This is a genomic window from Isoptericola halotolerans (assembly GCF_003003075.1).
In the GTDB taxonomy this organism is placed as follows: domain Bacteria; phylum Actinomycetota; class Actinomycetes; order Actinomycetales; family Cellulomonadaceae; genus Isoptericola; species Isoptericola halotolerans_A.
The window spans coordinates 258,728-271,288 of record NZ_PVTX01000006.1; the positions used below are offsets into that span (position 1 = coordinate 258,728).

Consider the following 12,561-nt stretch of genomic DNA (forward strand, 5'->3'; position numbering starts at 1 on the left):
CCACCGGAAGGACCCCGTCATGACCGCCACCTCCACCGCCCCGGCACGTCCCGTCCACATCGGAGAGCACGCCGTGGCTACCGGCGAGCCCGTGTACGTGATCGGGGAGATCGGCATCAACCACAACGGTGACGTCGAGATCGCCAAGCAGCTCATCGACGTCGCGGTGGCCGCCGGCTGCCAGGCCGTGAAGTTCCAGAAGCGCACCCCGGAGATCTCCACCCCGAAGGACCAGCGGGACAAGATCCGCCAGACCCCGTGGGGCGAGATGACCTACCTGGAGTACAAGTACAAGGTCGAGTTCGAGCACGAGCAGTACTCCGAGATCGACCAGTACGCCAAGGCGCAGGGCGTGCAGTGGTTCGCCTCCCCGTGGGACGTGCCCTCGGTCGCGTTCCTCGAGGAGTTCGGCGTGCCGACGCACAAGATCGCCTCGGCGTCCGTGACCGACCACGAGCTGCTGCGGGCGCTCGCCGACACCGACAAGCCGCTCATCCTGTCGACCGGCATGTCGACCCTGGAACAGATCGACGCCGCCGTGGAGATCCTCGGCACCGACGACCTCGTGATCCTGCACTCCACGTCGACCTACCCGCTGCCTCCCGAGGAGGCCAACCTGCGCACGATCACCACGCTGCAGGAGCGGTACGGCGTGCCCGTCGGCTACTCCGGCCACGAGACCGGCCTGCAGATCTCGCTGGCGGCCGTCGCGCTCGGCGCGGTCGCCGTCGAGCGTCACATCACCCTCGACCGCGCGATGTGGGGCTCCGACCACGCCGCGTCGCTCGAGCCGAAGGGCCTGTCCAACCTCGTGCGCGACATCCGCATCCTCCAGGAGGCCCTGGGCGACGGCGAGAAGAAGGTCATGCCGGGCGAGCTCGCCCCGATGTCGCGCCTGCGCCGCACCGGCGCCTGAGCTCCCCCCTCACCAGCACCGAAGGACCGAAGGGGACGCCGAGCGCATGACCGTCTCACGACCGCAGGTGTCCGTCGTCGTCCCCGCGCGGGACGCCGCCGGGCACCTGCCCGACGCCCTGGGGAGCCTGCAGCGCCAGGACCTCGACCTGTGCGAGCTGGAGGTCGTCGTCGTCGACGACGGGTCCACCGACGACACCCTCGCGGTGCTGGAGGAGGCCTCGTCCCGGCTCCCGGCGCTGCGCTGGGTCCACCACCGCACCCCCCAGGGGGTGTCGGCGGCACGCAACCGGGGCGTCCGCGAGGCGCGGGGCCGCTGGGTCACGTTCCTGGACCCGGACGACTGGTACTTCCCCGGCCACCTGGCCGCGATGCTCGACGCCGCCGAACGGTACGACGTCGACTTCCTCGTGTGCGACCAGGTGCAGGCCTACGGTCATGAGCGTCGCCGGGTGCGGGCACCCGAGCCCCGGCGCCACGTGCCGCTCGACCCGCGCACGGGGATCATGCCCACCTCGCGGTCGACCATGGTCAACTACGTGCAGGTGTCGTCCCGGTTCCTCTCCCGACGGGTGGTCGACGACGGCCTGGCCGTGTTCGACGAGCACCTGCCGACGGCGGAGGACCGGGAGTGGGCCTGGCGCCTGCTCCTCGGCACCCACCGGTACGCCGTGGTGGACGCACCCGGCTACGTGTACCGACGGGCCGTGACGGGATCGCTCACCGACGTCGGGGACGCCCGCCAGCTCGGCTTCCTCGAGGCCTACGACACGGTGCTCGAACGCCTGCGCCGGGACGGCCTGGACGAGTACGAGCCCAAGGTGCTGCGCGACGTCCTCGCGGTGCTCCACCACCACGTCTCGCGGCGCAGCGCCTACCCCGCCGACGTCTGGGACGCGATGACCGCCCGGGCTCGGCAGACGGTGGGGCGGTTCGACAAGCAGGTCGTCGCCCGGCAGGTCGCCGCGCTCGGACCCGAGCGGGTGCGCGCCGTCCGCAAGCAGGGGGTGCCGTTGTGAGCGACGTGACCACGCAGGTCGTGACGGCCTCCACGCTGTTCGGTGCGGCCACGGTCGCCGCGGCCTGGGACGCGGGCGTGCTGCCCCGGCGGGAGCGGACCGTCCTGGTGGTGCAGCACAACGTGCCGGCACCCGAGTGCTCCGACCCCTTCACCGCCGGCCCGGCCTTCGCGGCGCTCGCCGACCGGTTCGACGACGTCGTCGCCTGGAACGACGTCGTGACGCCGTTCCACCCCAAGGAGTGGAAGCCGCGACCCGCGGACGCACCGCTGTGGGAGCGCCTCCTGCGCGAGCGGTGGGAGCTCGGCGCCGGTCCGCTCGAGATCGTCGGGGAGTCCGTGGCCACGCCCCCGACCGGTGCGCTGGTCGCGATCTTCGCCTCGGCCGCCGTCACCGTGTACGCCGACGGCCTGATGGTGTACGGCCCGACCCGGTTCGACCTGCGGCACGAGGTCGGCGGGAGGATCGAGCGGCTGCTCCACCTCGACCTGCTGCCGGGGGTGCGGCCGACGCTGCTCGCCGAGTGGGACGTCCCCGGCGTCGTCGTGCCGGGCGAGTCGTTCCGCAAGATCGTCGGTGCGCTCACCGAGCACGCCGTCGCGGCGGACGTCGCCCGCGCCGAGCGCGAGGGCCCGACGAACGGCCACTCCGCCGTCGTGCCGCGCACGCTCGCCGAGCGGCTGCCCGACGCCGGCTCGTACGCCCTGCTGCTGGGTCAGTACATGGCGGCGATCGGCCTCCTCACCGAGGCCGAGGAGGCCGCGCTGCACCGCCGGATGGTCCAGGTCGCCGCCGACCGCGGGTTCACCCGGGTGCTGCTCAAGCCGCACCCGTCGGCACCCCGCCAGGGCACCGCCGAGCTGGTCGAGCACGCTCGGTCCCTCGGCGTCGAGCTGGAGGTGGCCCCGGCGGCGGTGCTGGCCGAGTCCCTGTACGGCGAGTCGGTGCCCGGCCTCGTCGTGTCGTGCTTCTCGACGGCGCTCGCCACGGCGGGCGCCCTCTACGACGTGCCGACCCAGAACGTCGGTACCCGCATGCTGCTCGAGCGCCTCGAGCCGTACCCGAACTCCAACCGGGTCCCCGCCGTCGCGATCGACGCGCTCGGCCGACCCGGCGGGCGGTGGGCGGACCCCGCGGCGATGCAGCGGCTGGTCCGCGCCGTCTCCTACTGCCAGCAGCCGCAGCTCCTGGCGCGGTTCCGCGACGAGACGGCCGACCTGCTGCGCGAGCTGGACGACACCAGCCTGCGGCTGTGGTTCCGCCGCAAGCGGCTCACCGCGCTGGGGCTGCCGGGCGGGCTGCCCGTGCCGCGCTGGCGCTCGCCGCGGGTCGTCGCGATGGCGGACGCCGTGGACCGGCGCCTCCTGGGCGGCCGGCTGCGACGGCTCGTGCGACGGCGGTACGCCGGGGCGGGCGACGACCTGCGGGCCGCTGTCGCCGCCGTGAAGGGCGAGATGGATGGCTGAACCCGACGAGAAAGTCCTGCTGCGGGCCGCCGAGGACCTGTCGCCCACGTGCGGCGTGACCGTCGTCGCGTGCGTCCGGGACGAGGAGGCCTACCTCGCCGCGGCCGTCCGGTCGGTGCTGCGGCAGGACCACGACGGCGACCTGCGTCTCGTGCTCGCCGTCGGCCCCTCGCACGACGCCACGGCCGCGATCGCCGCCGGGCTCGCCGCGGAGGACGACCGCATCACCGTGGTGGACAACCCGACGGGGTCGCGCTCGATCGGCCTGAACCTGGCGATCGAGCACGGCACCGGCGCCGACGACTCGTCCGACCACCCCGTCGTCGTGCGGGTCGACGGCCACACCGAGCTGCCGTCGGACTACGTGCGGCGCTGCATCGAGCTCCTGCGGTCCACCGGTGCGGTGGGTGTGGGCGGGGTGATGACCCCCGTGGGTGAGGGCACGGTCCAGGAGGCGGCGGCGCGGGCGATGAGCCACCCGGCCGGTATCGGCCCGGCGTCGTTCCACACGGGCGGCCGCGCCGGTCCGGCGGAGACCGTCTACCTCGGCGCGTTCCGGCGGGCCGCGGTGCAAGCCGTGGGCGGCTACGACCCGACCCTCTTCCGGGCGGAGGACTGGGACCTCTGCCTGCGCCTGCGCCGGGCGGGTGGCCTGCTGTGGTTCGACCCCTCGCTGGTGGTGGAGTACCGCCCGCGGCGCACGCTGGGAGCGGTGGCGAAGCAGTTCTGGCGCACGGGCATGTGGCGGCGCGAGGTCGTGCGGCGGGACCCCTCCACGGCGGGCCTGCGCTACCTGGCCCCACCGGTGCTCGTCCTGTTCCTCGGCCTGTCGCTGCTGCTGGTGGCGTGCGGCGCCGCCGTCGGCTCGGCCGTGGTGGTGGGCGCGGGTGTCGCGCTACCGGCGGCCTACCTGCTGGGCGTGCTGGTCGCGGCCGGTCACGCGGCGTCGCGCCGACCGGTGCTGCGCCGCCGGGCGGCGCTGGTGCTGCCCGTGGTGCTCGTGGTCATGCACGTGTGCTGGGGCTCCGGGTTCGTGCGCGGCCTGACGGCCAGGGCGGCCGCCGACCACCGCGCCTGACCCTCAGCGGGTGAGCCGGGCGGAGAGCGTCACGGGCAGCGCCGAGCGCGTCGTCGACCACAGGTACCGCGGCCACGACCAGGGCACGACGGCGGTCCGCGGCTCGAGCGTGCCGGCCCGGGCCCGCTCGGCGAGCGCGCGCACCGCCGGGCCCAGCTCGTCACCGCGGTGCAGGTAGCCGGCCTCGCACCAGCCGGGCTCGGGCGTGGGGCCGCCGGCGCGCAGGATCGCCGCGACCTCGTCCAGCGCGGCCAGGCAGCCGGAGCCGACGTAGGCCTCGTTGAGCTGCTCGGGCCCCACCCCGAAGTCGGTGAGGAAGACCGTCGGCAGCCCGCGCGCGAGCGACTCCAGCCCGGCCGTCGAGCTCACGGTGAGCAGGGCGGTGCCCGGGGTGAGGTGGTCGGACATCGGGCCGACGGCGAAGCCCACCTCGCCGCCCGACCGCCCCAGCCGCTGGTGCTCGGCCGTCCACAGGGCGTCGAGCGGGTAGGGCTCGTTGTGCGTCTGCCGCTCGCCCGTGCGGGCCCGCAGCTTGACCGTGACCTCGAAGCCGTCGTCGGCGAGGCGTGCCAGGCCGTCGAGCAGCCGGACCCGTTCGTCGCGGGTGGTCGGCACCTTCGCCTGGGCCGCCAGGACCACGCGGTGCGGGGCGTCGGGCCGCGGGGCGTGGTCGGTGGGCGCGCTCGGCACGTCGAGGAACGGCAGCCGCGACAGCAGGACCAGCGGGGCGGCGCCGTGCCGGGCGAACGCGGTCCGGTAGGGCTCGGCCTCGTGGCGGCCGTGCACCACGAAGGCGTCGGCCCACCGCCGCCACCCGGTGCCGTGCTGCGTGGCAGGCAGCGCCATGCCGGGCAGCCCCGTGACCAGTGCCGGACGCCGTCCGGAGCGCGTGGCCCGCTGCACCCGCCGCGCCACGAGCTCGGCGACGGGCCCCGTCGCGGCGACGAGCACCACGTCCGGCCGGCGTGCCCTGACGAGCCGCGCGAGCGCGCCCGGCGACAGCACCGGGGGAACCGGCAGCCCGGTGCTGGCGACCGCCGCCGCCGACTGCTCGGGCGTCGGTGCCAGGGGAGACCGGACCACGACCGCCGCCGGTTCGAGGGCCGGGGTGCCGCCGTCGTCCCGGAGCCGGGCCAGGCTCCACGCCGCCCACTTGAGGTAGGAGTCGGAGTCGGCGACCGCGAGGACACGCACCGTCATGCGACGGGGCTGGTGCGCCGCCCCGGCCGGCCGGCCGGCCGGGCCGGGCGCTCGGCGGAGCGTCCGGCGTCGGCCGCCCGCGCGAGGCCCGCAGCGACGCTGAGGTGCTCGCGCAGGGCAGGGGTCGCCCGCGGCGTCCACCAGGAGTCGGGCACGTCCTGCGGCAGCACGGCGACGCCGCGCGGCGTGAGGAGGCGGGTGAGGGTCACCGCGGACGTGGACGGCAGGGAGACGACCCGCTGGTCGGTGCCGAGCCGGCGCAGCCGGATCTCCACCGGGGCGCCCGGGACGTCGACCCGGACCCCGGGCAGCCGCTCGAAGAGCGCGGTGACCAGCGCGTCGTGGCGGCGGTGCGGGATGTAGCGGACCGGCCCGTCGGCGGCGAGACCCGCCAGCCAGGCGGCGTACTGGTCGGCGTGCACCAGCCGGTCGGCGACGAGCCCGGAGCCGACCACCACGGTCGGCTCCTCGATCGCGGGCGGTGCGCCGGCGTCGGACCGTGAAGCCAGCCATCCGAAGGAGTGCTCGACGACCTCGACGCCGAGCGCGGTGAGCCCCGCGGTGAGACCGTCGTCCAGGGGCAGCATGGTGCACACCGTCAGCCGGCCGGCCCGCGCGAGGCGGCGCAGCCGCCGCGTGGTGACCGCGCCGAGTGTGTAGCGCAGGGGGCCCGTCGGGGTGGACAGCCGGACCATCGGTTCGGCCTCCACGAGCCGCCGGGCCATGTCGAGCGTCGCCAGGCCGTCGTCGACGACCACGATGCGACCCGGGGCGGTGCCGCGCGCCAGGGCGGTCTGGAAGACGCCGGAGAAGGGGTCGCCGACCAGGTGCACGGGGTCGCCGCCGAGCGTCCGGCTCACGGGCCCCACGGTGACGTCGAGACCGTCGGGCAGGCCGAGGTCCCGGACGGCGCCGACGGCGGTGGCGAGGGTCGGGACGTCGGAGCGGGCCACGATCCGGGCCTGCGTCGCGGCGGGCGGCGTGACGTGCCCGGCCGCGTACGCCTCGACGGCGCACAGCAGCTGCAGCGGGGACTCGACCAGTGCGCTCACCCGGCCAGGGAAGCACGCAGGGGCGACGGCGTGGTGGCCGGCGGGTTGAGCCCGGATGAACACCCGGGTCGCGTTCGTGCTGCCCTGCCCGGCCCGCCACTACGATGGTGCGGTGCCCAGAACCTCCGGACGCCGCACGGACGCCCCGTTCCCGCAGGGAAGCTACGCCGCCGCCACCTGGTCGATCCCGTCCGACTACGGCGGCATGACGTCGGCGCTGCTGCGCCGCTCACGAACCTTCGTCGAGGAGGCAGGGGTCCCGGTCCAGATCCTGACCTTCTCCGCCACCCTCGACGTCGAGGCGATGCAGACCACGCTCCTCGAGCGTGGCGAGCTGGTCCCGGGGGTCACGCTGCACAACGTGTGGGAGGACATCCGCGCGCTGCCCGACGAGCGGGTCGCGCCCCAGCCGGGCGCCGTCGCGACCGTCCGCACGCAAGGAGCCCCCGGCGAGCTCGTGCGGGTCGAGGAGGACGACGACGGCAGCTCCCTGCGCGAGCTGCACTTCCGTCGGGACGGCACGCTGGCGGCCGTCGACGAGCGACGCCTCTCCGGGCGGCGGGTCACCCTGTACACCCGCGACGGGCGCGAGGGCCGCTCGTGGAGCTCGGTCTGGGCGGTGTACCGCAAGTGGATCGACCACGTGCTCGCGGACGAGCCCGCGTACGTGGTGGTCGACAGCAAGTCCTTGACGAAGTTCTTCGCCGCGCTCCGGCGACCGGGCATCTACACGGCCCACCTCGTGCACGGTGCCCACCTGACCGCTGGGGCGACCGATCCGCACGGTCCGCTCTCCCGGACACGTGTGCCCCTCGTGCAGCACGTCGACGACTACGACGCGGTCGTGTTCCTCACCGAGGGGCAGCGACGCGACGTCCTGGACCGCGTGGGCGAGCGCGACAACACGTTCGTGGTGCCCAACAGCACCGACCTGCCGTCGCACACCACGACGGCGCGGCCCGACCGGCTCCGGGGAGCGATGCTGGCCAGCCTGAACGGGCGCAAGCGCGTGCCGCACGCCATCCGAGGCGTGCAGCGAGCGGCGGCCCGGACCGGCCTGGACGTCACGCTCGACGTGTACGGCGACGGGCCCGATCGTGACAAGCTGACGCGGCTCGCCAAGAAGGTGCCCGGCGTGACGATGCACGGCTACGTCCGCGGCGCGGCCGACCGGCTCGCCGACGCGTCGTTCCTGCTGCTCACCAGCCGCGCAGAAGGGCTCCCGCTCGTCTTCGCCGAGGCGATGGCGCGGGGCTGCGTGCCGATCGCCTACGACATCCGGTACGGCCCGGCGGACATCATCACCGACGGCGTGGACGGGTTCCTCGTGCCGCAGGGGGACATCGACGCCCTGGCCGCGACGATCGAGCGGTTCGTCACGCTCGACGACGCCGCCATGGAGAGCATGCGGCGTGCTGCGATGGACACGGCGCAGAAATACTCCGCCCCGGCGGTCGTGTCGCAGTGGGCCGGCGTCTTCGCCGACATCGAGCGTCGCCGCCCCCGGCCGGCGTCGGCGCCCGCCGCGACGTCGTCGCCGGACGCCGACCGCAGCCTGGTCCGGCGGGTGGCCGGTATGCTGCGGCGCGCCCCCCGCTGAGCCGACCTCAGGAGTCCCATGCCCGCCACCCCTCGTGGTGCCACGTTCCGACGGCGCGTCAGGTCCGCCGGCGGCCGGATCATCCGCCGGTTCGGCCTGCTGCCCGCCGGTACCCCTGACGGTCGTGGTGAGGACGCGGCGCTGCTCGGCACGTCGTGGCCCTACGAGGTGCTCGTGTACTTCGCTGACACCCCGGAGGCGCTCTACCAGCTCGAGCAGTGGTACGAGGCGCTGCGCGCGCTGGACGCCGCGCATCCCGTCGTCGTCGTGACGCGGGACTCGCGCACCGCGGCCGCGGTGCGCCGGGACTCCGGGCTGGCCGTCCGCACGGTGGCGCACTACACGACGCTCGACGACGTCCTGGGCCGCTCCACGACCAGGCTGGCGCTGTACGTGAACCACAACCCCGAGAACTTCACCTGCCTGCGGTTCGGGAGCATGGTGCACGCGTCGCTCATGCACGGCGACAGCGACAAGGTCGTCACCGTGTCGAACCAGACGAAGGCCTACGACTTCTCGTTCGTCGCGGGCCAGGCCGCCGTGGAACGGATGGCGCGGTTCAGCACCCTGTACGACGCCCACGCCCGCTGTGTGCCGGTCGGGCGGCCCCAGCTCGACGCTCAGCTACGGCTCCGGGCGGAGACCCGACGAGGCCCGGTGCCGACGGTCCTCTACGCGCCGACGTGGGAGGGCGGCCAGCCGTCCGCCGAGTACGGCACCGTGGCCTCGCACGGCCTGCGGCTGGTCCGTACCCTCGTCGAGTCGGGCCGCTACCGCGTGCTGTACCGGCCGCACCCGCTGACCGGGGTGCGCGACGCCGCGTACGGCGACGCCGACGCAGCGATCCGGGAGTTCCTGGACGGCGCGGAGGCGCCGGCGGGCGGGAGCCCGCACGCGACCGACACCCACCGCGACGTCGGGCCGGCGTTCGCGGCCGCAGACCTGCTCGTGTGCGACGTCTCCGGCGTCGCGATGGACTGGCTCGCGACGGGCGCGCCGATCGTGGTCACCCGGCCCGCCGGCGCGGCCGTGATCGCCGCCAGCCCCCTGCTCGACCTGGCCCCGGCGTTGCCCGTGGCAGGGCTTGCGGGGGCCCTCGATCTCGTCGACCGAGAGCTCCGTGAGGACCCGGGTCGTGACGAACGGCTCCGGCTGCGCGAGCACTACCTCGGGGACACCGCTCCCGGCGCGGCGACGCGGCGGTTCGTGACGGCCTGCGAGGACCTCATGACCGTCCGGGACCGTGAGGTCGCTCGCATCGGGCGCGAGCTCAGTCGCTGAGGAGCAGGGCGTCCCGGCGGTCCACGCACCCGACGACGAAGTCCAGGAAGCGGCGGCTGCTCTCACCACGAGCGAACCCGAAGTAGTGGTCGCGCATCCCGGCTCGGGCCTCGTGGAGGGGGTCGCTCGCCAGGTTGGCGGCGAGGAGCGCCGGCAGGTCGTCGACCGTGCTGGCGTCGACGATGTCCACGGCTCCGGCGACCGGCGCGTCGGCGAGCAGGCGCTCACGGTCGGAGCGCCGGTCGGTCAGCACGATCGGGGCGTCCGGGCGCAGGTACAGGAAGTCGAGGCCCACCGACGAGATGTCGGTGACCAGGAGGTCCACACCGTCGAAGAGCCCGAGGATGTCCGCGTCGAAGGGCATGGCGTGACCGGCCGCCGGGCCTTGCTCCGCCAGGAGCCGCTTGATCGCGCTGTGGGCGGCCGCCACCGGCTTGTCGTCGGTCGTCAGCACGCGGGGGTGCGGCTTGTAGATCACGCGGACGTCGTCGCGCGCGAGCAGCGCGCGCACGATCGCGACCCCGTAGCTGTCGAGCGACGTGTAGTTGTTGGCGTCGTCCTCGCCCGACCACGTCGGCGCGTAGAGCACCGTCCGGCGCCCGGCGGACGGCGCGAGGATCGGCTCGACCTGCAGGTCGAGCTGCGGCCGGCCGCACACGACCAGGCGCTCGAGGTCGAAGCCGATGAGTGCGCGCCGGTGCCGCTCGACAGCCGCCTGACCCGCCACCACGACGTGGTCGTACGCCTTGGCCTGGTTGGACACCATGGAGATCTTGTCGGACTCACCGTGGTTGACGTGGACGTGCAGGCCGCGCTGGTAGATGAGCGACTGGAAGTTCCGCATGCCGTTGTTGACGTAGATGATCGTCTTGGCGTCGACCTGGTCGTAGATGCGGCGCAGCCCGTCGAGCTTGCGCGTGAAGAGCACCGGCAGGCTCGTGGAGGCGCGCAGCAGCGTCGTCGTCGCCCAGTTCCGGGTGACGATCGCGAGCGGGCGGTGCTGCGCCACCTGCTCGAGCACGGGCAACCACTGCTGGATCTGGTAGCCGAGCTCCGGCGGGTCGGCGAAGTAGACGACGACGGGGTAGCGGGGCAGCTCGTCGAGCTCCGGGTCGAACAGCGGAGGCTCACCGACCACCGACTGCCGGACGAGGCGGTTGGCCAGGCTCCCGACCTTGAGCAGGAGGCGGCCGAGGCGTGCGCGGCCCCGATCGACGAGCGAGCGACGCGGCGGGCTGACGGGGGACATCCGTTCCTTCCGAGGGGGCGGGGGCCGAGGGCACACCGAGTATTCCACGCTGACCGGCGTCGGCCACCGACGGCGCCACGGTACGATCGACGGGGCCGGAAGACCACGGCCCCACCTCCCAAGGACAGGTAAGAAACCTTCGTGACCACCGACATCACCGCAGGGGCCACCTCTGGTGACCGTGGGACACCGGACCGCCCCGACGAGCGGCCCAGCCCGCCGGAGCCACCGGAGCCGATCACTCCCACCATGTCGTCGGCCGAGAGGCGGGCGCTCGCCGACCGGTACGGCCTGACGAAGATGGGCGTGCGGCCACCCCTGTGGTCGTACATCAAGGACGTCGCCTCGCGGTGGGCCTTCATCCGGGTGCTCGGCACGGCGACCGCGTACGCCAAGAACCAGAACACCTATCTCGGGCAGCTCTGGGCGATCCTCAACCCGGTGCTCAACGCCACGGTGTACGTGATCATCTTCGGGATCATCCTGAAGACGAGCCGCGGGGTTGAGAACACGATCGCGTTCATCGTCATCGGCGTCTTCCTGTTCCGGTTCGTCGAGCAGTCGGTCAACGGCGGCGCGCAGTCCATCAACAAGCGGACCAACCTGATCCGTTCGCTGCACTTCCCCCGCGCGGTGCTGCCGATCTCCAACGTGGTGTCGCACCTCGCGACGCTCGTGCCCGCGCTCTTCGTGATGGGTCTCATCGTCCTCGCGTCGGGCCTGCTGCCCGGCTACGACCCGGTGCACGTCACCTGGCAGTGGCTGCTGCTGATCCCCGCGGTCGCGCTGATGTGGGTCTTCAACATGGGGCTGGCCTTCGTCATGGCGCGCGCCGTGGCTATCACGCCGGACCTGGACAACATCATCTCGTTCGTCCTCCGCTTCGCCATGTACGGCTCCGGCGTGATCTTCCCGCTGGCGCACTACGTGAGCCGGCTGCCGGACTCGGTGCAGGTCTGGCTGGAGCCGGTGCTCACGTACCAGCCGATCGCCGTCTACCTCTATCTGGGGCGTTCGTCCCTCATGGAGGAGGAGGCGTTCGTCCAGGAACCGATCATGTGGATCCTCGGCGTGGTCTGGGCGGTCGTGTTCTTCGTGGCGGGCTTCATCATCTTCTGGCGTGGCGAAGAGAGGTACGGACGTGACTGAGGACGTGAGCGAGGCCGACGCCCACCTCGACTTCGACATGGAGCTCGAGGAGGACGACGCCGGCCAGCACGCGCAGAGCATCCCGTTGGGCGATCCCTGCCTGGTGGTGGACGACCTGCACATCGTCTTCCGGGTGTTCGGCGGCAAGCAGCGTGCGCGGGCGCAGCGCTCGGGGGTGAAGGTCCAGAAGGCGGCTCCCGTCAAGCGCAGCATCGTCAAGCGGCTGCTCGGGGCGGGGCGGCAGCACGTCGGGGCCGTGAGCGAGGTGCACGCCGTGCGTGGCGTGTCGTTCACCGCCCGCCACGGTGAGTCGATCGGGATCGTCGGGATCAACGGGTCGGGCAAGTCGACGCTGCTGCGCGCCATCACCGGGCTCATCCCGCCCCACTCCGGGGCCGTCTACGTCGACGGCGAGCCGGCGCTGCTGGGCGTGAACGCGGCGCTCATGCCGCAGATGACCGGTTCGAAGAACATCGAGATCGGGGGCCTCGCCCTGGGCATGACGCCCAAGGAGGTCGACGAGAAGTTCGACGAGGTCGTGGAGTTCGCCGA

At 73.5% G+C, this 12,561-nt stretch carries 11 protein-coding genes; 8 read left to right on the forward strand and 3 right to left on the reverse strand.

Translation table 11 applies throughout. The features are described from left to right. Positions 1-19 precede the first annotated feature (19 nt). Genes BCL65_RS18155 through BCL65_RS10655 form a run of 4 tightly spaced genes read left to right on the forward strand, consistent with a single transcriptional unit; the run spans position 20 to position 4,478 of the window. A complete protein-coding gene (locus BCL65_RS18155) occupies positions 20-916 on the forward strand; it encodes an N-acetylneuraminate synthase family protein (RefSeq protein ID WP_207767704.1) in 897 nt (298 codons plus the stop codon). Positions 917-962: 46 nt separating this feature from the next. After that, complete coding sequence (locus tag BCL65_RS10645) at positions 963-1,934, forward strand: glycosyltransferase family 2 protein (RefSeq protein WP_106267806.1); 972 nt, start codon at positions 963-965, stop codon at positions 1,932-1,934. Next, positions 1,931-3,400 (forward strand): polysialyltransferase family glycosyltransferase, encoded by a 1,470-nt coding sequence (locus BCL65_RS10650; protein ID WP_207767699.1) that lies wholly within the window; start codon positions 1,931-1,933, stop codon positions 3,398-3,400. Before BCL65_RS10645 ends, BCL65_RS10650 begins: the two co-directional genes overlap by 4 nt. Next, positions 3,393-4,478, forward strand: a complete 1,086-nt coding sequence (locus tag BCL65_RS10655) for a glycosyltransferase family 2 protein (RefSeq protein ID WP_106267808.1) — start codon at positions 3,393-3,395, stop codon at positions 4,476-4,478. The genes BCL65_RS10650 and BCL65_RS10655 overlap by 8 nt, the downstream gene beginning before the upstream one ends. A gap of 3 nt (positions 4,479-4,481) precedes the next feature. Here BCL65_RS10655 and BCL65_RS10660 read toward each other — a convergent pair whose 3' ends face one another. Both BCL65_RS10660 and BCL65_RS10665 read right to left on the reverse strand, forming a co-directional pair. Continuing rightward, positions 4,482-5,678, reverse strand: coding sequence for a DUF6716 putative glycosyltransferase (locus BCL65_RS10660; protein ID WP_106267810.1), 1,197 nt, complete (start codon positions 5,676-5,678; stop codon positions 4,482-4,484). Continuing rightward, positions 5,675-6,730 (reverse strand): hypothetical protein, encoded by a 1,056-nt coding sequence (locus BCL65_RS10665; RefSeq protein ID WP_106267812.1) that lies wholly within the window; start codon positions 6,728-6,730, stop codon positions 5,675-5,677. The genes BCL65_RS10660 and BCL65_RS10665 overlap by 4 nt, the downstream gene beginning before the upstream one ends. A gap of 112 nt (positions 6,731-6,842) precedes the next feature. On the opposite strand from BCL65_RS10665, the gene BCL65_RS10670 reads away from it, so the two are divergent. Both BCL65_RS10670 and BCL65_RS10675 read left to right on the forward strand, forming a co-directional pair. Then, a complete protein-coding gene (locus BCL65_RS10670; RefSeq protein ID WP_125206517.1) occupies positions 6,843-8,330 on the forward strand; it encodes a glycosyltransferase in 1,488 nt (495 codons plus the stop codon). Positions 8,331-8,348: 18 nt separating this feature from the next. After that, positions 8,349-9,611, forward strand: a complete 1,263-nt coding sequence (locus tag BCL65_RS10675) for a CDP-glycerol glycerophosphotransferase family protein (protein WP_106267816.1) — start codon at positions 8,349-8,351, stop codon at positions 9,609-9,611. Here BCL65_RS10675 and BCL65_RS10680 read toward each other — a convergent pair. Next, the gene (locus tag BCL65_RS10680; RefSeq protein WP_106267818.1) at positions 9,601-10,860 is read right to left on the reverse strand and encodes a CDP-glycerol glycerophosphotransferase family protein; all 1,260 of its coding nucleotides are present in this window, start codon (positions 10,858-10,860) and stop codon (positions 9,601-9,603) included. The genes BCL65_RS10675 and BCL65_RS10680 overlap by 11 nt on opposite strands. 141 nt (positions 10,861-11,001) lie before the next feature. Between BCL65_RS10680 and BCL65_RS10685 the strand changes: the two genes are divergently transcribed. Next, positions 11,002-12,009, forward strand: coding sequence for an ABC transporter permease (locus BCL65_RS10685; RefSeq protein ID WP_243400985.1), 1,008 nt, complete (start codon positions 11,002-11,004; stop codon positions 12,007-12,009). Continuing rightward, positions 12,002-12,561: ATP-binding cassette domain-containing protein (locus BCL65_RS10690; protein ID WP_258176956.1), on the forward strand; the 560-nt coding region annotated here is incomplete at its 3' end. The genes BCL65_RS10685 and BCL65_RS10690, both read left to right, overlap by 8 nt.